This window comes from Sphaerisporangium sp. TRM90804 (assembly GCF_029846175.1).
Lineage (GTDB): Bacteria > Actinomycetota > Actinomycetes > Streptosporangiales > Streptosporangiaceae > Sphaerisporangium.
Map to the genome: position 1 here is coordinate 1 of NZ_JARWAC010000027.1, position 19,271 is coordinate 19,271.

The 19,271-nt window shown below is 72.2% G+C and carries 19 protein-coding genes; 4 read left to right on the plus strand and 15 right to left on the minus strand.

Features of this window, described 5'->3' with window-relative positions; all coding sequences use genetic code 11:
- Window positions 1–106 precede the first annotated feature (106 nt).
- The 7 genes from PYR91_RS29670 to PYR91_RS29700 form a co-directional block, all read right to left on the minus strand.
- The gene (locus PYR91_RS29670) at window positions 107–1,171 is read right to left on the minus strand and encodes an SRPBCC domain-containing protein (protein WP_279785119.1); all 1,065 of its coding nucleotides are present in this window, start codon (window positions 1,169–1,171) and stop codon (window positions 107–109) included.
- Window positions 1,172–1,283: 112 nt separating this feature from the next.
- Window positions 1,284–1,928, minus strand: a complete 645-nt coding sequence (locus PYR91_RS29675) for a DUF6073 family protein (RefSeq protein ID WP_279785121.1) — start codon at window positions 1,926–1,928, stop codon at window positions 1,284–1,286.
- A 34-nt stretch (window positions 1,929–1,962) separates the two neighbouring features.
- The gene (locus PYR91_RS29680) at window positions 1,963–3,294 is read right to left on the minus strand and encodes a HEAT repeat domain-containing protein (protein WP_279785123.1); all 1,332 of its coding nucleotides are present in this window, start codon (window positions 3,292–3,294) and stop codon (window positions 1,963–1,965) included.
- 328 nt (window positions 3,295–3,622) lie between these two features.
- Window positions 3,623–4,489, minus strand: a complete 867-nt coding sequence (locus PYR91_RS29685; protein ID WP_279785126.1) for an AraC family transcriptional regulator — start codon at window positions 4,487–4,489, stop codon at window positions 3,623–3,625.
- Window positions 4,486–5,322 carry an SRPBCC domain-containing protein gene (locus PYR91_RS29690; protein ID WP_279785128.1) on the minus strand — a complete coding sequence of 279 codons (837 nt, stop codon included), beginning with the start codon at window positions 5,320–5,322 and terminating at the stop codon, window positions 4,486–4,488. Before PYR91_RS29690 ends, PYR91_RS29685 begins: the two co-directional genes overlap by 4 nt.
- Window positions 5,319–6,539 carry an SDR family NAD(P)-dependent oxidoreductase gene (locus PYR91_RS29695; protein ID WP_279785131.1) on the minus strand — a complete coding sequence of 407 codons (1,221 nt, stop codon included), beginning with the start codon at window positions 6,537–6,539 and terminating at the stop codon, window positions 5,319–5,321. The genes PYR91_RS29690 and PYR91_RS29695 overlap by 4 nt, the downstream gene beginning before the upstream one ends.
- Before the next feature lie 121 nt (window positions 6,540–6,660).
- Window positions 6,661–7,497: an AfsR/SARP family transcriptional regulator gene (locus PYR91_RS29700; protein WP_347943659.1), complete on the minus strand. Its 837-nt coding sequence runs from the start codon at window positions 7,495–7,497 to the stop codon at window positions 6,661–6,663.
- Between the two features lie 234 nt (window positions 7,498–7,731).
- On the opposite strand from PYR91_RS29700, the gene PYR91_RS29705 reads away from it, so the two are divergent.
- The gene (locus PYR91_RS29705) at window positions 7,732–9,045 is read left to right on the plus strand and encodes an MFS transporter (RefSeq protein ID WP_279785134.1); all 1,314 of its coding nucleotides are present in this window, start codon (window positions 7,732–7,734) and stop codon (window positions 9,043–9,045) included.
- A 120-nt stretch (window positions 9,046–9,165) separates the two neighbouring features.
- On the opposite strand, the gene PYR91_RS29710 is transcribed toward PYR91_RS29705, so the two are convergent.
- From PYR91_RS29710 to PYR91_RS29725, 4 genes are read right to left on the minus strand one after another with little or no spacing between them, the layout of a single operon-like run.
- Complete coding sequence (locus PYR91_RS29710; protein ID WP_279785136.1) at window positions 9,166–10,020, minus strand: SAM-dependent methyltransferase; 855 nt, start codon at window positions 10,018–10,020, stop codon at window positions 9,166–9,168.
- Complete coding sequence (locus PYR91_RS29715) at window positions 10,017–10,646, minus strand: hypothetical protein (RefSeq protein WP_279785137.1); 630 nt, start codon at window positions 10,644–10,646, stop codon at window positions 10,017–10,019. The genes PYR91_RS29710 and PYR91_RS29715 overlap by 4 nt, the downstream gene beginning before the upstream one ends.
- Window positions 10,643–11,425, minus strand: coding sequence for a DUF6182 family protein (locus PYR91_RS29720; RefSeq protein WP_279785139.1), 783 nt, complete (start codon window positions 11,423–11,425; stop codon window positions 10,643–10,645). Before PYR91_RS29720 ends, PYR91_RS29715 begins: the two co-directional genes overlap by 4 nt.
- Window positions 11,422–12,480 (minus strand): hypothetical protein, encoded by a 1,059-nt coding sequence (locus PYR91_RS29725; protein ID WP_279785141.1) that lies wholly within the window; start codon window positions 12,478–12,480, stop codon window positions 11,422–11,424. Before PYR91_RS29725 ends, PYR91_RS29720 begins: the two co-directional genes overlap by 4 nt.
- Before the next feature lie 776 nt (window positions 12,481–13,256).
- Here PYR91_RS29725 and PYR91_RS29730 point away from each other — a divergent pair.
- Window positions 13,257–14,234, plus strand: a complete 978-nt coding sequence (locus PYR91_RS29730) for a sensor histidine kinase (protein ID WP_279785143.1) — start codon at window positions 13,257–13,259, stop codon at window positions 14,232–14,234.
- A 2-nt stretch (window positions 14,235–14,236) separates the two neighbouring features.
- On the plus strand, window positions 14,237–14,923 hold the full coding sequence (locus PYR91_RS29735) for a response regulator transcription factor (protein WP_279785145.1): 687 nt from the start codon (window positions 14,237–14,239) through the stop codon (window positions 14,921–14,923).
- 57 nt (window positions 14,924–14,980) lie between these two features.
- On the opposite strand, the gene PYR91_RS29740 is transcribed toward PYR91_RS29735, so the two are convergent.
- Complete coding sequence (locus PYR91_RS29740; protein WP_279785146.1) at window positions 14,981–15,910, minus strand: aldo/keto reductase; 930 nt, start codon at window positions 15,908–15,910, stop codon at window positions 14,981–14,983.
- A 374-nt stretch (window positions 15,911–16,284) separates the two neighbouring features.
- Here PYR91_RS29740 and PYR91_RS29745 point away from each other — a divergent pair, with 374 nt between their 5' ends.
- Window positions 16,285–16,599, plus strand: a complete 315-nt coding sequence (locus tag PYR91_RS29745) for a WhiB family transcriptional regulator (protein ID WP_279785425.1) — start codon at window positions 16,285–16,287, stop codon at window positions 16,597–16,599.
- A gap of 88 nt (window positions 16,600–16,687) precedes the next feature.
- Here PYR91_RS29745 and PYR91_RS29750 read toward each other — a convergent pair whose 3' ends face one another.
- The 3 genes from PYR91_RS29750 to PYR91_RS29760 form a co-directional block, all read right to left on the minus strand.
- Window positions 16,688–17,869, minus strand: coding sequence for a glutathione-dependent formaldehyde dehydrogenase (locus tag PYR91_RS29750; RefSeq protein WP_279785147.1), 1,182 nt, complete (start codon window positions 17,867–17,869; stop codon window positions 16,688–16,690).
- A gap of 127 nt (window positions 17,870–17,996) precedes the next feature.
- A complete protein-coding gene (locus PYR91_RS29755) occupies window positions 17,997–18,413 on the minus strand; it encodes a CBS domain-containing protein (RefSeq protein ID WP_279785148.1) in 417 nt (138 codons plus the stop codon).
- A gap of 84 nt (window positions 18,414–18,497) precedes the next feature.
- Window positions 18,498–18,947 (minus strand): DUF4383 domain-containing protein, encoded by a 450-nt coding sequence (locus tag PYR91_RS29760; RefSeq protein WP_279785150.1) that lies wholly within the window; start codon window positions 18,945–18,947, stop codon window positions 18,498–18,500.
- Window positions 18,948–19,271 lie beyond the last annotated feature (324 nt).

Consider the following 19,271-nt stretch of genomic DNA (forward strand, 5'->3'; position numbering starts at 1 on the left):
CCGATGTAGTTGTGGTTGAGCATCCGGGCCTCTTCCTGGGCCAGGACGACAACACGCCGTGCGCGGTCAGTGAACCTCTCGAACATCTCGTCGCTCCGGCAGCCGATCAGGTGGACCATCCGTGCGGGCCCATGGGCGCGCCCGCGGGGGGACCGAACATCGACTGCGCGCGGCGGAACGCCAGCATCCAGAAGTTGGTGATCAGTCGTCGTTCCGGCAGCGGGTCGATGATCCGCAGGCCCTCCCACGAGTGGTGGAAGACCTGCAGAAGGCTCCGCCCGAGCCCGGCGTGCTCGATCCACAGCCGGCCGCCGAGCGCCTCGTCCCACGCGGGCCGGGCGAGGGTGAACTCCACGTACGGCATGTAGGAGGGGAACTCCTGGGCGGCCTCGACCGCCTTGGTGACGTCGAGCCGCACGGTGCCGCTGGCGTCGCCCATCATCACCGTCATCGGGTCGCCGACGGCCAGCGAGCCGGTGGTGCGCTGCAGCCAGTGCTTCACGGCCCCGGGGCTGGTCAGCGCCTCCCACGCCTCGAACGCCGACAGCGGCAGCTCCGCCTGGATGTAGGGGCCCATCCGCCGCCACGTCCACCGGTTGTCGGTGCCGCTGCGCAGGTGGGCCGCGAGCTGCTCCAGGATGCCCGGCCAGCCCATGCCGTTCCAGGAGCGCCAGTCGGACGGCGGGTTGACGGCCTCCTCGGTGACGAGCACGGTGGTGGCCTCGGGCCCGCGTGGACGCACCTCCCAGGTGACCGACGTCGCCGGGCCGATGCCCACCCAGCGCCACAGGTACCGCAGGGTGCCGGTCCTGCCGCCGTCCGGGGCGGTGACGGCCTCGGTCCTGCACAGGAAGAACTCGCCGTCCTCGAAGTCGAGGATCGACTCCTTGCCCTGCTTGGCCCAGCGCCCGTTGGTCTTGGCCAACCACCGGCCCAGCGACTTGGGCTCGGTGAGCGCGCTCCACACCTCGGCGGCCGAGTAGGGCACCGTCACCTCGCTGACCAGCCGCTCCCACCGGTCCTGGGAGACGGGACGGGCGACCACGCTGAGCAGCGGGGGCAGGGTGGCGGCGGTGATGTCGGGCATCGCCAGCCAGACCGGCTGGGGTCTGGACGCCTGCCGGCCGTTGGGCGTGGGAGGTCCGGGCTGCGTGGTCGGTGAGGCGGACATCGTGTCGTCCAATCGTCAACGGGCCGGCGGGGACGGGGATGGGGAAGGGCGCCGGAAGGCGGGCCGGGGGAAAGGGGGGGCATGCTCCCGGCCCGCCCGCCGAGGCGGGAGGCTACATCTCCTCCTTGACGAGGTAGCCGCCCATGTTGAAGCGGAGGCTGGTGAGGTAGGCCACCGGCTCCCGCTCGGGGTGCGCCATGTCGTACAGCGGCAGCATGCGGTAGATCTGGCCCTTGCCGGGCGCGCCCGCCGGCGGGATCGACCGCACGTCGTCGATCGTGAGGATCACCGGCTCCTTGTTGTAGAGCTTCATGCCCAGCTTGGGCACGTCGAAGATGCAGCCGACCGCCATGCGGCACGCCTTGGCCGAGGGGCCCTCACCCGCGTACGGGTCGAACGGCGTGCGGATCTGGCCCGCCGACAGGCAGTCGGGGTTGAGGGTGACGGTGATGGTGCCGAGCTCTTCGGACTCGCCGACCATCTTCATCTCGATGAGGTTGGTGTAGACCTCGGCGCCCGCCCACTCGGCGTCGGTCGGCTCGGACCGCACCACGCGGACCCAGCCGTCGAAGGGGACGGTGAACTCGCCCACGCCGGGCACCGCGAAGGTGTCCACGGAGTAGAGGCCGAGGTTGTCGATTCCGGGCTGCGGCGGCGTCCACGGGACGACCGGCGTCCCGGCGTACTTGTTCTCGACGCCGTCGAGGTTGACCTTCGGACCGTAGACGATCTTTGGATCGGAGGTTGCGGCAGACATGGTGGTTTCCTTCGATGTCAGGACTGCGGGGGACTCAAGGACGAGGGTGCTGGGTCCAGTCGCAGCAGGTCAGGCCTGGCACGTCCGGAATGCCGTCCATGTCGGTGTCGATCTCGCCCTCGGTGGTCGAGTAGACGTCACGGGAGTTCAGGTCGATGCGGCCGTCGCCGTCCCAGTCGTTCAGCTTGCCCTTGAAGGTGCCGAGGATGAACGCGTTGGTCATCGGCCCGACCTCGGGGTCGTGCAGCGTCGACAGCACGCCGTTGCCGGGGAGCAGGATCTCCTCCAGCGGCTTGCCCGCCACCCGCGCCAGGTTGACGTAACCCCAGCCCTGGAAGCGGCCGCGGACGTAGCGGATCGCCGGCGACTCCCTGATCTGGAAGGTCGGCTCCAGGTACCACGTGCCGTGCCGGGCGAACCCGATGTTGGCCTCGCGGATGCCTTGGGACGGGTCGTCCGCGTGCCCGGACTTGAAGAACGGCCGGGGCACGAGCGACTCGAAGAAGAAGTTGCCGCGGTCGCGCCGGGTCCGGTCGGTGAAGCCGCGGAACAGGTAGTTGTCCACGTGCGGGGAACCGTCGGCGTGCAGGCCCTCGATCGTCTTGGCGATCACGAGCTTGCGCTCGCGGGTCTCGACGTTCGGGCAGGCGTGCGCCTGGCCGTAGATGCGGGCCAGCCCTTGCGGGGCGAGCGAGATCTTGCCCCAGTGCTGGTTGGAGTCGTCCAGCCGCACGTACAGGTCGCAGTGGATGAGCAGGAAGAGCGTCTCGTCGAAGGTGCGCCCGGGGGTGAGCACCGCCGACCGCCCGTCGAACGCCGGGTCGCCGGTCTGCAGCTCGCTGATGAACAGCTTCGACCACTCGGCGATCTCCGGGTCGTCGTCCTTCAGGAAGCCCGACAGCGCGGCCACGGCCTGCGGCCCGCCCAGCTTCTCGATGGCCCACAGGGCGTCCCAGCGGACCTGCCGGTCGGTGTCGTTCTTGACGGCCTGGACGAGCAGTTCGATCGCGTCCGGGTGGTCGCGGTCGGCGTACTCGAACAGGGCCTGCTCGCGCAGCGCCGGGTCGGGGTGCTTGAGCGCCTGCTCCCGCAGGACCGAGTTGGTCCGGTTGTCCAGGCGGACCGCCACGCGGTCGAGGGCGTAGCCGAAGTCGCTCGCCCAGGCGGCGGGGTCGCCGGCCACGAAACGCGGGTCGACGTTGCTCAGCGTCGCCCGGTAGGCGAAGTTGAGCGCCTTGCTCTGCTCTTGCTCAAGGTCGTCGAGGAGGATCGGCGGGGTGCTGGACGACGTGAGGGCGTCGCTCCATGTCCCCGGCGCGTTCTCCGCGAGCGTGGCAGGCGATTTGTTACACAGGTCGATCGCCATCTCACGTCCTTCCTTCGTATTCGCTGGCCTTGTGTCATCACACTAAAAAACCGGCCGCCCCCGCGACTTCTCACCATTTGCGGCTTATGAAAGGGGTGATCAGCAATCTGGAAGAAGAAGGGTCGATATCGATATTGGTAGAAGTGGTTATACGGCGAACTGTGCGCCATGAAATGATGCCTGGAATGGGTATGCGGAATGCGCGTGCCCTGAGGGCCGGAGGCGCGGCCGCGCCGGCCCGGCTCGGCGGCCCAGGGCACGCGAAAGCCGGCCGCGCGCCGGGCGGGTGCCGGCGCGCGTGGCCGGACGGGAGGGTTCGGGCCGGGCGTCAGGTGGCGCGGCGGCCGGAGCGAGGCGGCCCGCCGCCGGCGGCGAGCAGCGGGAAGGCCGTGAGCACCGACGGGTCGGTGATGCGCGGCTCGCGCAGGGCGATGAAGAAGTCGGTGGGCATCGGCATGCCCGGCCCCCGGATCTCGATCGGCTCGGGCGCCGCGCCCACGTACAGGCCCGCGGCGGCGCTCTCGGTGAGCACCTCGAACACCGTCGCCGAGGCCTCCACGCTCACGGCCAGCGCCGCGTACGCGCCCCTGCGGGCCACCGGCGGCAGCGCGACGCGGCCGGGCGGCTCGATGACCGCGCACGACTTGGGGATCTCCTGGGCGATGGCCGAGGGGAAGAGCCCCACCACGGCGATGCCCGGGGAGTGGTCGGGACGGCTGCTGAGCCACCCGCACGGGCCGCGCCCGTCGTCCTCGGCCTGGGGGAGCTGGTCGAGCAGCAGCCGCACCGGGACGTCGGCCAGCGGGGCCGCGCACGTGCGGAACCGCCCGGGGGGCATGCCGACGAGCCGGTTGAACTGGCTGGTGAAGGTGCCGAAGCTGGAGTAGCCCACGGTGATGCTGATCTCCGTGGCGCTCAGGTCGGTCTCCAGCAGAAGCCGCTTGGCCTCCGCCATCCGCATGGCCGTGAGGAACCGGCCGGGGGTCGCTGCCGTCATCATTCGGAACACCCGGTGGAAGTGGAACGGACTCATGAGGGCGGCACGGGCGGCGTCGGTCAGCTCCTGGGGCTCACCGAGGTTCTCTCGCATGGCGACGATGGCTGAGGTGATGGAACGTGCTCTGATCTCGGCGGTCGACTCCGCCGGAAGGCGGTCGCGCGGAAGGCTCGGCGGCATCGTGTCTGCGTCGATCATCGGGCGCCGTCCCTCCGCCGGCCGAGATCGCCGATCCCCGCCACCCAGGCCGAGGCGAACCTGGCACGCAGGCCCCGCGCGCGCTCGTCGGGCAGCCCGAGCGAGCGCCACCCCCCGTGCCGGAAGCTCAGCCGCAGCACGTCGCCCACCGGGCGCAGCCGGACGGAGCACTCGGTGGGGCGCAGCGCGCCGGGGAGCAGCACCTTGAAGTCGAGCTCGCGCTCGCCGTCGTCCCGCCAGTCGGCGATCTCGAAGCGGCGCGGGCCCTCGTCGTCGACGACGAAGAACCAGCGGGGCCGGAAGCCGTCGGTGGCGATGGGAAGCCACTGGTGGACGAGGTCGGGCGCGAGCGGGCTGCGCGGCCCCGGCGGCAGGTCGAGCGACCCGTCGACGTCCCCGCGCCAGACGTAGCGGCTCTGCTCGCCGGTGGTCAGGTAGGCGCCCAGGCGGCCCAGGAAGTCGGTCCAGCCCTCGGTCATCTCGCGCACGCCGTCGTCGTCACGGCGCGGCTCGTGGTCGGTGACGGTGATCTCGCATCCCCACGGGGTCTCGCGCAGCCGCCAGCGGATGGAGCACTCGGGCCCGAACCCGAGGAACCGCCAGCGGAACTCCACCAGGTGCGGGGCCCGCACCAGGTCGGTGCGGACGGCGAAGAAGTCGCCGTCACCGAAGTCGACCCTGGTGGCGGTCCCCTCCTCCAGCGGGGAGTCGGCGGCGCCGAACCACTTGCCCAGCCCGGCGGCCTCGGTGAGGGCCGCCCAGGCCGCCGCCACCGGGCGGTCCACGCGGACCTTGACCACGGCCGTCCCCCGGCCCGACTCACGCTCTTTCATGGCTGCCCTTTCTTCGGTGTGTTGCCCTCCGGCGGCTGCTCGCTGAGGAGCACGCTGGTGCCGGGTCCCCGCCAGGCGAGCAGGCGTTCCACCGCTGCCAGCCCTTCGGCGAGCCTGATCGGGACGTATCCGGCGAGCCGCGCCGTCGCGACGGCGCCGGTCTCGGCCGCCACGCCGGCGCCGTCCCAGATGGACCATTCGGCGGTGAGGTAGCGCGGGCCGGGGGCCGTGCGGGCCAGCCGGTCGACCTCGCGCCTGAGCAGTTCGTTGGCCAGCGCGTACGCCCCCACGCCCCGGTGCGGTGCCCGCGCCAGGATGGAGCCGAAGGCCAGCACCACCTTGAGCCGGCGGGGGTCGGCGGCCGACATGATCGCGCGCAGGCCCTCCACCTTGGGGGCGGCGAGCCGGAGCAGGTCTGCGGGCTCCAGGCCGCGCACCATGCCGCCCTCGATCGTTCCAGCGCAGTGCACGACGGCCGAGACGGGCTTGCTGCGGGTGACCCCGCGCAGCACCGCCCGGACCGCCTCCCCGTCGGTGACGTCCACCGGCAGGTGGACGAACGGCAGCCCGGAGGCGCGCATCGCCGACAGGGAGCCGTGCGCGCCGGAGGTGGTGGGGTCGATGTGGTCGAGCAGGACGGGCTGGACGCCGAGCCGCTCGGCCAGCCGCCGCGCGACCGTGCGGCCGAGCCCGCCGAGCCCGCCGGTGACGACCACCAGGTCGCCGGGGCGCAGCGGCGGCGGTTCGCGGGGCAGCGCGCCCCGGGTCCAGGAGGTGGAGCAGGCCAGGCCGTCGGCGTCGACCGCCACCTCGCCCGTGCCGGCCCGGCCGGACGTGGCCGCGGTCATGGCCAGGTCGCGCGCGGCGGCCAGCGCCGCCGCCGACGGCGCCACCTCCAGCGCGAGCGGCGCCAGCTCGGGCGCCTCGCGCCGCAGCGTGCGCAGCAGCCCCTCGCCGCCGGCCCCGGTGTGCAGCAGCACCAGGGGGGCGCCGCCTCGCGAGGCGTGGCGTACGGCGTCCAGCAGGGTGGCGGCGCAGGGCCGGGTGAAGGCGTCGGGCAGGACGGCGACGGTGCCGCCGCCGGCGGAGGCCCAGCCGCTCACCAGGGCGGCGAGCCCGTCGGCGGGGCCGGGGGTGAACACCGTCCACGGGCGCGGGAGGCCCAGCACCGGCACGTGGCGCGGGACGGTGACGGCGGCGGGTGTCGGGATCCACACGCGGAGTCCGCGCGTTCCGTGGCGGGCCGCCCCAGGCGGGCGGAGTGGCGAGGCGAGCAGCCGCATCGCGCCTCCAGCGTCGACCTTGTCCGTTGGTCTGTTGAGAGGATGCCCCACGTACCTAGCGGATACTTAGCGGGACATCGGTGCGTCCGGCGTGGCCGGCGGCCCTGAGCACCTCGGCCTGCAGCCGCTCGGCCTCGGCCGACGGCTCCAGCCCGAGCTCGCGCTTCAGGATGATGCGCAGGTTCTGGTACGCCTGGAGCGCCTCGCTGCGCCGTCCGGCGCGGCCGAGCGCGGTGATCAGCTGGCCGTGCAGCCATTCGTTCAGCGGGTGCGCGGCCACCAGCGACCGCAGCTCCCCGATCAGCTCGCGGTGCCGCCCGAGCATCAGGTCGGCCGAGATGCGCAGCTCACGAGCGCGCAGCCGGTCCTCCTCCAGCAGCGCCACGTGGGTCTGCAGCAGGGGGCCGAGCCGGACGTTCGCCAGCGGCGGACCGCTCCACATCGCCAGCGCGTCCCGCAGGTCGTGGGCCGCCTCGTCGTGGCGGCCCTGCTCCAGGTGGACGCGGCCCCGCGTGACCAGCCGGCGGAACACCTCGGTGTCCAGGGCGCCGTGCTCGACCCGCAGGAGGTAGCCCTGCGCCATGGTCGGCAGCATCGCGTGCCCGGCCGTGCCCATGGTCTTGCGCAGGATGTTGGTACGAAGACGGTAGATGTAGGTCTGGACCGTGGTCACCGCGGTCTTCGGCGGAGAGTCGTCCCACAACTCTTCGATGATCAGATCGAGAGGTACCACCTGGTTCGCCCGCATGAGGAGCAGGGCGAGAATTTGGCGAACCCGAGGCGCTGTGGGGGTGCAGACCCGAATATCGGTCCTTATCTCCAACGCCCCGAGCGCCCTGAATTCGATCATCTGATTCTCCGTTGACGGCGAATCTCTCCGGGTTTGCTCCATTGGTGGGCTCGCAGGTATTTGCGAGATTAGTCAGCCATTCCATAGCACGACAAGAGAATGCGCGGCGGATCCCACCAAAGTCATGCGCCGATGATCGAATGTTCGGCCGGAGGTGTCGAAAGGGGGCGTGGGGTATCGAAAGTTGTATTTATCGCCGCGCCGTCGAGGTGAGTGACTGTTGAGGTCTGGACCGCTCCCCGGTGCCCGCGGGCACGGGCCGCTTTAGGAGTCCTCATGGTGGTGACGGGACGCCGTGCGCAGGAAGGCCGTCGGCGAGGGCTCTGGCGCGTGGAGGCCGCCAGCGTGGTCGGGACGGTCATCGAGTCCTACGACTTCGCGCTGTTCGGGCTGGGCGCGGCGCTGCTGTTCGGCGAGCTGTTCTTCCCGCCCACGGGCCAGGCGACGGCGCTGCTGGCGTCCCTGGCGACGTTCGCCGTCGGGTTCTTCGTGCGCCCGCTCGGCGCTCTCGTGCTCGGCAACCTCGGCGACCGGGTCGGCCGCTCGCCCATGATGGTGTTCACACTCGTCCTGATGGGGCTGGCGACCGCCGGCATCGGGCTGCTGCCCACCTACGACACCGTCGGCGTCCTGGCCCCGGCGCTGCTGGTGCTGCTGCGGCTGCTCCAGGGGTTCGGCGCGGGCGCCGAGTACGTCGGCGCGATCCTGGTGGTCGCCGAGTCGGGCGGCACGCGGCGGCGGGGCCTGCGGGCGAGCCTGCCGGGCACGGGGTTCTTCCTGGGGGTCCTGCTGGCGACGCTCGCCTTCACCGCGGTGTCGCTGCTGCCGGCCGCGCAGTTCGCCTCGTGGGGGTGGCGGGTGCCGTTCCTGCTGAGCGCGGTGACGGTGCTCGTCGGGCTGTACTTCAGGCTCGCGGTGGAGGAGACCGAGGCGTTCACCCGGTTCCGCGCGCAGGACCGGCCCGCGCGCTTCCCCATCCTGGAGGTGGTCCGCAGGCGGCCGCGCAGCGTGCTGATCGCGACCGCCGCCAACGGGCCGATGGTCGCGCTGTACTACCTCGTCCAGGTCTTCGTGCTGTCCTACCTCACCGGCGCGCTGGGCCTGCCGTCCGCGGTCGGGCTGGTGGCGAACATCGTCGCCTCGCTGGTGGCCATCGCCGCCGTCCCGTTGTGCGGGGCGTTGTCGGACCGGGTGGGCCGCCGCCCGGTGTGGCTGGGCGGCTCGGCCTTCCTGATGGCGTTCGCCTTCCCGCTGTTCTGGCTGGTGCAGACGCGCGACCCCGTGCTCGTGGTGACGGCGCTGGCCCTGGTCGCGGGCGCGCTGGGCGCGATGGTCGCAGCCCAGGCGGCGCTGTTCGCCGAGCTGTTCGAGACCCGCTACCGGTTCAGCGGGTTCGCCCTGGCGCGGGAGTCCAGCGCGGCCGTCATCGCCGGGCCGACGCCGTTCGCCGCCGCGGCCCTGCTCCAGGGCTACGGCGGCGCCACGTGGCCCATCGCGCTGATGGTCGTGGCGCTGGGCGCGGTGGCGTTCACGGCGGTGCTCTTCGCCCCGGAGACCCGCCACGTCAGCCTGACCGATCCCGGCGGCTGACCGGCTCCCGCCCGCGGGGGGAGACCGGCCGCACGCCGCGGCGGGAGACCGGCCGCACGCCCGCGGGGGGAGACCGGCCGCACGCCCGCGGCGGGAGACCGGCCGCCCGGCCCGGCGGGGTCAGGGGGAGCGGGTGCCGTCCACGAACAGCAGGCGCACCGTCAGCGAGGCGGTCGCGTCGGCCTCGCTCCAGCGCCCGAAGTGCGCTCCCGGCTCGCCGGGGCGGACGACCTCGGCCGCGAAGCCGTACTCGCGCCACAGCGCCGCCGGGTCGTCCACGCCGAACACCCACGGCGCGCCCCAGTCGCGGAACACCCGCAGCATCGGCTGGAGCGCGGGCGCCCGCAGCGTCGAGGCGGCGGCGACGTTGGCCGCCACCGTGGCGCCGGGCGCGGTCAGCGCGGCGATCCGGCCGAGCAGCGTGCGCACGTCGGGCTCGTCCAGGTAGTACAGCAGGCCCTCCAGGATCCACACCGACGGCTCCCCGGGCGCGTACCCGGCCTCGACCAGGCGCTCGCCCCAGCCCGGCGCAGCCAGGTCGGCGCCCACCAGCCGGTGCCCGTCGCAGCGGGGCGCCGCGCCGAGGCCCGTCAGCGCCTCGTGCTTGGCGGCGAGCACCTCGGGGTAGTCCAGCTCGTACACGCGCGCCCCCGGCGGCCAGGGCAGCCGGTACGCGCGGGTGTCCATGCCCGAGGCGCAGATCACCGCCTGGCGGACGCCGGCGCGGGCGCTCGCGAGCAGCCGGTCGTCGAAGAAGCGGGTCCTGATCGCGTTGAACGCCGTGAGCCGCGGGACCTCGCCGCTGCGGGCGAAGAACTCCTGCAGCTCGCCGGCGAGCGCGATCCCGTCCCGCCCGGCCAGGTGCTCGGCGTACGGGTCGGCGTACAGGCGGTCGGCGCGGCGGGTCTCGGCGGCGCGCAGGGCCGCGGTGACCAGGCCGGTCCGCGACACCTCGCGCAGGTCGGGCGCGCTCATGCCGGCTGCCCCTGCGGGACGCGGACGCCCAGCGCGGCCTCCACGGCCGCCACCACCGAGTCCAGGTCGGCCGTGGCGTCCACGACCGTCAGCGGCACCCCGCTCGCGGTGTTCAGCAGGTGCGCGCGCAGGTCGCGCTGGTAGCGCACGAACGCCTCCCGGGTCGGGCGCCTGCCGTAGTGCTCCAGGGGGTTGAGGTCCGCGCCGTCGTGGGTGCGCGCCCACGTGCACTCGGGGTCGGCGTCCAGGAACACCACGCGCGAGGGGCGCGGCAGCTCGCGCCAGGCCGACGCCGTGCCCACGGCCAGCGCGTCGGCCATGCGCAGCTTGGCCAGCAGCTTGTAGTAGTAGGAGTCGACGACGACCGGGCCGTCGGCCGCGAGCAGCTCGACCTGGTCGCGCAGGTGCACCACCAGCGGGTTCAGCACGGCCATCGCCATCGTGCGCGAGTAGCGGCGCCCGAGCTCGGGCAGCACCTCGCCGAGCCAGAGCAGGCGCAGGGCGCCGAGAACGGGAAATCGCGCGTCGTCGCAGGCGGCGACGTTCACCCCGCGCTCCGCGAGCTCCCGGAGCACGGTGGTCTTGCCCACGTAATCCGGCCCGAGAAGCACGCTGAAATCCGTCATGCCGCCCTACCTTTCCGAGCGTGTCGCAGGTGGTGGGAGAAGTCGGGGCGCGGGCCCGGCACGGCGTCCTCGGCGGTGAGCCAGGTGACCGGCCGCAGCCGGCCGGGCGCGGCCGGGACCGGCAGCACCCGCGCGTACGCGGGCCGCCCTCCCATGCCGCCCAGGTCGCGGACGTGCCGCAGGCGCAGCCGGTCGCCCGGGCGAAGGATGCCCCGCAGGGCCGCCTCGGCCAGGGTGTGGTGCAGGTGCACCAGGTAGGTCCCGACGGTGCCGGAGGTCACGACGTAGAGGTCGTGGGCGGCGCCGGTGGGGGAGGCGCCCGGCACGTCCAGGTCCACCCGGGCGGGCAGTTCGAGCGGCGCGGTGCCGCTGAAGGCGCGCAGCAGGCGCCGCAGGCCGACGTGCTCTCCCGGGTCGGCGGGGGCGGTCCAGGCCGCGTGCCCGTCCGGGGTGAGGTGGTCGAACCCGAAGCGGGCGCCCAGGTTGGCGGGGTTGCCGGCCAGGAAGGCGGTCCGGGTGTAGGCCCGCATCCAGTCCTCGGCCCGGGCGGGCCGCAGGCCGAGGGCGAACTTCAGGGCGCCTTTGGCGAACGCCGCCGGGTCCAGCGTGGCGAGCACCACGATGACCGACAGGTCGCGTACGGCGGGCAGCCCGCCCGTGCAGGCGTCCACCCGCTCGTCGTACAGGTCGCGCAGCAGCGCCTGCCGCTCCTGCCGGTCCGGCGGGCGGTTCCGGCCCCGGGCGTCCGGGTCGCTCCGCGGAAGGATGGCGGCGGTCATGGGTACACCGTGCCGAGCAGCTCCGGCAGCGGGACGCTGCGGTGGCGGTCCAGCAGCGAGCTGGTGAGCCGGTAGGGGTCGACGTACCCCTCGGGCGCCGTTCGCGTGAGCAGGAACTCGCACAGGGCGGGGGAGGGGCCGGCGGCGGGCGAGGCGGGCCCGGCCTGGGCGAGCAGCCGCGCGGCCCGGGCGAGCTGCCGGCGCAGGTGATCGTCGCTGAAGGACTGGCCGCTTCCCTTGCCCAGGCCGGCCACCAGGTAGAGGCGCAGGCCGAGGCGGAAGGCGTCGGGGCCGTGCTCGGGCACGAAGCGGTCGATCAGCGCGCCCAGCGTGTACCCCTGCCACCCGCCGTGGCGGCTGGACGCCGTCACGCCCGCAATCGGGACGCGGGTGACCGGCAGGTGGGAGACGCGTCCGCCGAAGTGGGTGAGCGTGCGGGCGAGCAGGCGGTAGTCGGGCGAGAGGTCGGCGTCGGAGGCCAGGACGACCCGGTCGTGCCGGGAGGCCAGCGGGAGCAGCTCCTTCAGCGCGCACATCAGGAAGTTGGGCCGCCCGCCCGCGTCGACGAGCTGCCGCAGCGGCAGCCCGTGGGCCGACAGGTCGAGGTAGACCGGGCCGCCCCAGTGCCGCAGGTCCAGGCAGAGCCCGGCGTCCAGGAGGTGGCCCACCACCTCCTCCTCGCCGAGCGACTCCACCGGGCGCCGGCCGAGCAGCGGGTCCAGGAGGCCGATGACGCGGTACTGCTCCTGCCAGATGTCCAGCAGGCGGCGGGAGGCGGGGTGGAACCAGCCGTCGCGTTCGACGGCCTCCGCGTAGGGCCGGAGCGCGGCGGCGCTCGCGGTGCAGGGCGCGGCGTGGGAGGCGACGTAGAGCGCGCCGATCTCCTCCTCGCCCATGCCGCTGTAGTCGGCGCCGGGGTGGGCGCGGTCGAGGTACTCCCAGAAGCCGAGCACCTGCCGGGTGAGCGCGAACGTGCGGTGGTTGTACAGGCAGGTCACCTCGCCGAGGCAGGCGCCGGCCCGCTGTAACACGTCCATCCACAGCAGGAACTTCACGTGGCTCGGCGTCAGTGGCTTCGTCGGAGTGACGGTGACCGGCGCGAGGAGGGTCGTACACCGCCTTGAGGCCGGGGCGGGAGAGGTGTCCACGGCCGTCGGTGACGGCTGGACGCTCTCGGCCAAGGCAGGTCTCATCGTGACCTCCCGGTTGACGAATTGTCGAAAAGAACGGTCATTCAGGAATTCCCGGGAGTTTGCCTCCCGAGGCCGCTTCCTTGTCCGTTCCTGGTGCCGGTTCGCCGGCGAGCCCATGGTGGTTCGACGCCTCATGAGTCCCTCGCCGGACGTCTCAATATGCTGCTCTAACGGAAGACCGAAATGAATCCGCCTCTTTCTCGGCTAGAGTGGTCCGGGTGGAGCCTGCGGCGTCACCGTTCCCAGCCTGACCGGGGCGTATGCAGAGTCAGTTATCGATCTTTTCGGGGCTAAACACACGGTATTGATCCTTTTAGGCGCTTTCAAGCCGGGTCATCCGAAGGTGTAGTCGGGAATATCGAAAGATGTACCGATGTATTCTGATCAGGCGAACTGTCTGGATCGGATGCTCCTGTTGTATTGTGTCGCGAGGCGAGTCCGGAACCATGGTGACACGGTGAGGCCTATCGGCCTTTCCGGCGTGACTTGTCCGGATTAAAGTGGGTGCACGTGTTGCGCGCTTCGCGGAGGGACCTGTGGCCGGAGGATCTCGTGCAGAGGCGGCGAACGCCCTCGCGGCACGTCTGGAAGCCTGCCGGACCGAGATCATCTCCTGTTACGAGACCGATCTCGCGTCCATGAGCAGCATCATCGCGGGCGACCCCGTGGCGGCCCGGCAGGTGCTGGTCCACGCCGACCAGATCCTCACCGACGTCATCGAGAGCCTGAGGTCGGGCGAGGTCCGCCTGGACGACAGCCACAAGCGCATGTCGTACGAGAGCGGCGTGACCCGCGCCGCCAGCGGCATGCACCCGCGCGAGTCGCTGCGCACGGCCGCCGGGTTCTTCAGCGCCGTGGTCAACGCCGTGCGCCGTGACCTGGAACGTGACGAGCATGCGGTCGACCTTTTCGGCCTGGTCTCCCTCGCGCTGAACGAGAGCACCATGCAGAGGCTCGGCGGCGGGCTGACCACCTACTCCGGCTACCTGCTGAACAAGATCCACGAGTCCCACATCGAGGAGCGGCGCCGCATCGCGCGCGAGCTCCACGACCGCGTCGGCCTGGGTCTGAGCGTGGCCCAGCGCCAGTTGGAGGCGCACGAGTTCTACGAGGACAAGGACTCCGCCCAGGCGCTCAACCGCGTGGCCGCGGCGCAGCAGGGGGTGCGCGAGGCGATGCAGAGCCTGCGGGCGGTGACCTCCGAGCTGCGACTCCAGGAACCCCTGAAGAGCCTGGAGAAGGCGCTGCTCAACTACCTGGAGACCCTGCCGCAGGGCATGGGCTTCCGGCTGTACGTCAACGGGGACGAGACGTGGGCGCCCGCCACGGTGCGCGACGAGTCCTTCCTGGTCATCCGGGAGGCCATCCGCAACGCGGTCGCCCACGGCCGGGCCGAGATGATCCTGGTCAGCGTCGAGATCGCCCCGCACGAGCTGCGCGGGTCCGTCGACGACAACGGAGGCGGGTTCGACGTGGACGACGTGCCCGCCTCGGGAGGCATGGGACTGTCGACCATGCGGGAGCGCGCGGAGCTGATGGGAGGCACGATCACGATCATGTCCCGGCCCGGCCGGGGCACCCACGCGGAGCTCGTAATACCTCTTCAGGGACGTTGAACATGAACGGATCCGATGGCCCCACGACGGTCCTCGTCGTGGACGACCACGCCCTCGTCCGCGAAGGGCTCAAAGAGATACTCGATGCCCAGGGCGACATGACCGTCGTCGGCGAGGCGGGGACCAGCCACGCGGCGGTCTCCCTCGCGGTGGAGCGGCAGCCGCACGTCGTCCTGCTCGACATCGAGATCCCCGGTGAGGAGGTCACGACCACGGTCTCCCGGATCCGCCAGTTCTGCCCGGACTCCCAGGTGATCATCCTGAGCATGTACGACGGCCCGCACCTGCTCAAGAGCCTGCTGGCCGTGGGCATCCGGGGCTACCTGCTCAAGAGCGTGTCCAGGGAGGAGCTGCTTTCGGCGATCCGCAGCGTGCGCGGCGACGACGGCAGGGTGGTGCTCGCCGTCTCGCGCGAGAGCCTGGCGCAGGTCGAGGGGCAGTCCACGACCGTGCTGTCCGACCGCGAGCGCCAGGTCCTGGAGCTCACCGCGCAGGCGCTGAGCAACACGCAGATCGCCGCCCGGCTCTCGCTCACCGAGGCGACCGTCAAGCGCCACCTGCGCAACATCTTCGTGAAGCTGGGCGCGGTGTCACGCATCGACGCCGTCAACAAGGCGGTCAGCGCGTCCCTGATCAAACCGCAGGACCGCATCCCCGCCCCCCAGCGGCCGCGCGGCGCCGACCACTGAGCCGCCCGATCCACTGAGCGCCCTGACCGGGCCGGCCGCGGACGGCGGACGGCCCGGTCAGGGCGGGCGGCGGCGGCCGCCCCCGGCCACCGCCTGGGCCGGGAAGGCGGCGGCCAGCGAGGCGCCGAGCTCCGGCGTGAGCCTGACCCCGGCCGCCGCGGCGTTCATCTCCAGGTGGATCCGCGAGCGGGTGCTCGGCACGGCGACGACGTCGTCGCCCCGGCTGAGCAGCCAGGCCAGCGCGAGCCTGCCCAGGCCCAGGTTGAGCTGCGCGGCGACGTACTCGGCCGCCGGGAGCAGCTTGCGGTTGACGGCCAGGTTCCCGGCCTCGAACCGCGGGTCGGCGAGCCGGTGGTCACCGGGCTCGAACTGCTCGGGTGAGACGACCCGGCCGGTGAGGAACCCGCGGCCCAGCGGACGGCAGGCGGAGAAGCCCACCCCCAGCTCCCGCGCGGCCGGCAGCAGCCTCTCCTCCACGCGCCGGTCCCACAGGGAGTACTCGCTCGCCACCAGGGCGATCGGGTGGACGGCGTGCGCCCGGCGGAGCTGGCCTGCCGTCGGGCCGCAGAGGCCGAGGCTCCCGACCTTGCCGTCCGCGACCAGCCTGGCCATCCGGCCGACCGTCTCCTCCACCCGTGCCGTCCCCCCGAGATGCAGGGAGTAGACGTCGATGCGGTCGGTCCGCAGCCGCCGCAGCGACGCCTCGACCGACCGCTCGGGCCGGGCGGGCCCGCCGCAGGAGGTGATCAGCACCTCGTCGCGGCGGCCGGACACCGCCTTGCCCACCAGACGCTCCACCGTGCCCCGCGCGCCGCCCGCGCCGGGCACGGCGAGGTCGATCAAGGTGACGCCCAGGTCGAGCGCGTGCCCGACCGTGCGGAAGGACTCCGCCGGTTCCACCCGCCCGTAGGCGCCGGTCAGCGCCAGGCCACCGAGGCCGATGGCGGAAGAGACCAGGCCGTTGCGTCCGACCTTTTTGACCTGCATGTCCCACGCCGCATCAGTCGCGCGGAGACGATGGCCCACAGCGGCCGCCGGCTCGGCGTGTCCGACGTGCGTGCCCTCCGCGTTGCGGACACGCGCGGCGCCCGGCCCGATCGGGCCCACCGCGCCGCCCACGGCGGGAGCGGTGCCCTCCGGCGCTCCCGTCCCGTCGCCGCTCCCAGTATCGGCCCCAGGCCTCGCCGCAGCCTGGCGGTCCACTAGCGCGGGGAAATCACCAGACTCCGTCAAAAACCTCCCTGATTGCCCACAAATTAGTGTTAAGGCCCCGCAAGTGGGCACGCGACTCTACTAACCCTTGTATAACGACCGAATTCTCCGACTGCCATGGGATCATCATGAGCCTCCATAACCCCGTCATGCCGGACGTGGCCTGGCTGCGCAGAGCGGCCTGCCTCAGTGAGGACCCCGAGCTCTTCTTCCCGATCTCCGCCAAAGGCCCCGGCCACACGCAGCTCGAACGGGCGAAGGCCGTGTGCCACCGCTGCCCCGTGCAGGCCACCTGCCTGGACTACGCGATGGACACCGGCCAGGAATACGGCATCTGGGGCGGCACCGACCCCGACGAGCGCCGGGCGGAGGCGGCGCGCAAACGCGCCCGCCGCCGCGTCCGCGTCACCGGGTCGCGCGGCACCCGGCTGGTCGGCTCGGGCCCGGCGCGTTCACGTCCCTGAACGACGCGGGCCGAGCCCGCCCGACGCCGAGCCGCGCGGCATGACCGAAACCGCGCGGCTCGACTTCTGTCCCCCGCCGGAACGCGGGTTACGGAACCAGAAGGATCTTGATGGCCCCGTCCTGCTTCTTCTGGAAGATCTCGTACCCGTGCGGCGCCTGCTCCAGCGGCATGCGGTGGGTCGCCAGATCCATCACGCCCAGCGGGTCGGCCTCGTCGGTGACCAGCGGGAGCAGGTCGTCGATCCAGCGCTTGACGTGGGCCTGGCCCATGCGCAGGGTGACGCCCTTGTCGAACAGCCGCAGCATGGGGAACGGGTCGGCCATGCCGCCGTAGACGCCGGAGATCGAGATGGTGCCTCCGCGCCGCACGATCTCGAACGCCTGGTTCAGCGCGGCCAGACGGTCGACCCCGGCGGTGGTCATGAGCTTGGCGGCGACGGCGTCGGGCAGCAGGCCGGTCGCGGTGTGCGCGGCCTTGGCCACAGGGGAGCCGTGCGCCTCCATGCCGACCGCGTCGATGACGGAGTCGGTGCCGCGACCGGCGGTGAGCTCGCGCACGGCCGCGACGACGTCCTTGGCCTCGCGGGCGTCGACGACCTCGATGCCGTGGCGGCGGGCCATCTCCAGGCGCTCGGCCACCAGGTCGACGGCGATGACGCGGTGGCCGAGGTGCTTGGCGACCCGGGCGGACATCTGCCCGATCGGGCCGAGACCGAGCACCGTGACGCTGCCGCCCGCCGGGATGCCGGCGAAGTCGACCGCCTGCCAGGCGGTGGGCAGCACGTCGGACAGGTAGACGAACCGCTCGTCGGGCGGCCCGTGCGGCACCTTGATCGGCCCGAAGTCGGCGTGCGGCACCCGCAGGTACTCCGCCTGCCCGCCGGGGACCTCGCCGTACAGCTTGGTGTAGCCGAACAGGGCGGCGCCGGTGCCGTGCTCGCGCACCTGGGTGGTCTCGCAGTGCGCGAACAGCTTCATGTCGCACATGTGGCAGTGGCCGCAGGAGATGTTGAACGGGATGACGACCCGGTCGCCGGGGGCGATGTGGGTCACCGAGGCGCCCACCTCCTGAACGATCCCCATGGGCTCGTGCCCGAGGATGTCGCCGTCGCCCATGAACGGGGCCATGACCTCGTACAGGTGCAGGTCGGACCCGCAGATGCCGGTGGCGGTGATCTTGATGATGGCGTCGGTGGGTTCCTTGATCGCCGGGTCGGGGACCTCTTCGACCCGCACGTCGCGCTTGCCGTGCCAGGTGACGGCCTTCATGGTGCCTCTCTCTGTGTCGATGACGGTTCGCGGACGGCCCGCGCGCGGCCCTTGTCGCGGGAAGCCCCGGGCACGAGGGTGACCGGGGCTTGCGCGTGAGGGCCGCCGTATCGCCGGTCCCGGCGGCTCAGTCGGAGGTCAGGGCGTCCATGAGGTCGCCCACGCGCGCGTCGGGCAGGGCGCGGGCCACGTCGGCCAGCGCGACCATCCCGACCAGGTCGTGACCGTCGATCACGGGCAGGCGGCGCACCTTGTGCGCGGCCATGGTCCGCAGGATCTCGGACGCGTCGTCGTCGGCGCCGATGGTGACGGCCTCACCCTGGGCGAACTCGCCCGCCAGGCAGGCCTTCGCGTCGCGGCCGTGCGCCACGACCTTCACCACGATGTCACGATCGGTGAGCATGCCCTTGAGCCGGTTGTCGGTGCCGCAGATGGGCAACGAGCCGACGTCCAGGCGGGACATCTTCTCCGCCGCGTCCTGGACGGACTCGTCCACGTTCACGCATTCGGCGTTGGGCGTCATGATCTCTCGTGCGGTCGTCATCGTCGACTCCTTCGAGCGATTCGGTGTTGCCGTGAAGCCGTCCCGGCGCGGCGGCGCCGCGCCGGGACCTTGTGACGGGGCCGGTCAGAGCCGGCCGCGGGTCGCCGACCGGCGGCTCAGCAGGAAGCCGAGCGCGGCCATGCCGAGGCCGAGTACCAGGTGCAGCCAGTTGTCGGCGTTGTTGAACGGGACGAAGTTGGCAGCGGTGTCATGCCCGACCAGGAGGCCGTATACCCACAACAGCAGGTAAACGGCGCCTCCGCCGATCAGGTACGAGCGCGCGCCCGACCACGTCCTGGCGAGTACCACTCCGGCGACGCCGAAGAGCAGGTGCACGACGTTGTGCAGGATCGACACCTCGAACACGCCGAGCAGCATGGCGTCCGACTGGTGTCCCGCGAACTGCATCTGGTCCATGTTCGTGGTGACGCCGGGGATGAAACCGAGAATCCCGACGAGCAGGAAGACCGCTCCCACGACGAGTGCCGCCGTCTGCAGCGGTGTGCGCGTGTTGCGCGAGTGTGCGACGTCCATGACGCCTCCCGAGGGCTGGGGGATACTGTTTCCGCTGGCTATTGGCCGCCTACCCCGCAACCTGGGCCATACACAACTCCTCGGCCCGGCCCTGCAAAGCAGCGGGTTCGATCTTTCACACCCTCGCCGGGCGACCGTTGCGGGCGCTCGTGGCCCCGTCGGCGCCAGGGGCCCCGGACCGTCCGCCCGGTGGCGGGGGATCGCGGACCCGGCCGCGCCGGAGGAGTCCCGGCCGGCGGGCGCCGCGCCGAAGACCCCGCCGCCGGCCCGGATCGCGGCCGGTCGTTTACTGAGAATGTTTGCTCAGTTCAGAGGGGGTATGAG

What these genes read in the sequence shown, in the direction of transcription:
- PYR91_RS29740 (WP_279785146.1), bottom strand. Translation starts at nt 15,910, where the DNA reads ATGCAGGTCAAAAAGGTCGGACGCAACGGCCTGGTCTCTTCCGCCATC.
- PYR91_RS29675 (WP_279785121.1), bottom strand. Translation starts at nt 1,928, where the DNA reads ATGTCTGCCGCAACCTCCGATCCAAAGATCGTCTACGGTCCGAAGGTC.
- PYR91_RS29720 (WP_279785139.1), bottom strand. Translation starts at nt 11,425, where the DNA reads ATGACCGCCGCCATCCTTCCGCGGAGCGACCCGGACGCCCGGGGCCGG.
- PYR91_RS29760 (WP_279785150.1), bottom strand. Translation starts at nt 18,947, where the DNA reads ATGGACGTCGCACACTCGCGCAACACGCGCACACCGCTGCAGACGGCG.
- PYR91_RS29680 (WP_279785123.1), bottom strand. Translation starts at nt 3,294, where the DNA reads ATGGCGATCGACCTGTGTAACAAATCGCCTGCCACGCTCGCGGAGAAC.
- PYR91_RS29755 (WP_279785148.1), bottom strand. Translation starts at nt 18,413, where the DNA reads ATGACGACCGCACGAGAGATCATGACGCCCAACGCCGAATGCGTGAAC.
- PYR91_RS29710 (WP_279785136.1), bottom strand. Translation starts at nt 10,020, where the DNA reads ATGAGCGCGCCCGACCTGCGCGAGGTGTCGCGGACCGGCCTGGTCACC.
- PYR91_RS29735 (WP_279785145.1), top strand. Translation starts at nt 14,237, where the DNA reads ATGAACGGATCCGATGGCCCCACGACGGTCCTCGTCGTGGACGACCAC.
- PYR91_RS29670 (WP_279785119.1), bottom strand. Translation starts at nt 1,171, where the DNA reads ATGTCCGCCTCACCGACCACGCAGCCCGGACCTCCCACGCCCAACGGC.
- PYR91_RS29745 (WP_279785425.1), top strand. Translation starts at nt 16,285, where the DNA reads ATGCCGGACGTGGCCTGGCTGCGCAGAGCGGCCTGCCTCAGTGAGGAC.
- PYR91_RS29700 (WP_347943659.1), bottom strand. Translation starts at nt 7,497, where the DNA reads ATGGAGCAAACCCGGAGAGATTCGCCGTCAACGGAGAATCAGATGATC.
- PYR91_RS29715 (WP_279785137.1), bottom strand. Translation starts at nt 10,646, where the DNA reads ATGACGGATTTCAGCGTGCTTCTCGGGCCGGATTACGTGGGCAAGACC.
- PYR91_RS29685 (WP_279785126.1), bottom strand. Translation starts at nt 4,489, where the DNA reads ATGATCGACGCAGACACGATGCCGCCGAGCCTTCCGCGCGACCGCCTT.
- PYR91_RS29750 (WP_279785147.1), bottom strand. Translation starts at nt 17,869, where the DNA reads ATGAAGGCCGTCACCTGGCACGGCAAGCGCGACGTGCGGGTCGAAGAG.
- PYR91_RS29690 (WP_279785128.1), bottom strand. Translation starts at nt 5,322, where the DNA reads ATGAAAGAGCGTGAGTCGGGCCGGGGGACGGCCGTGGTCAAGGTCCGC.
- PYR91_RS29730 (WP_279785143.1), top strand. Translation starts at nt 13,257, where the DNA reads ATGAGCAGCATCATCGCGGGCGACCCCGTGGCGGCCCGGCAGGTGCTG.
- PYR91_RS29705 (WP_279785134.1), top strand. Translation starts at nt 7,732, where the DNA reads ATGGTGGTGACGGGACGCCGTGCGCAGGAAGGCCGTCGGCGAGGGCTC.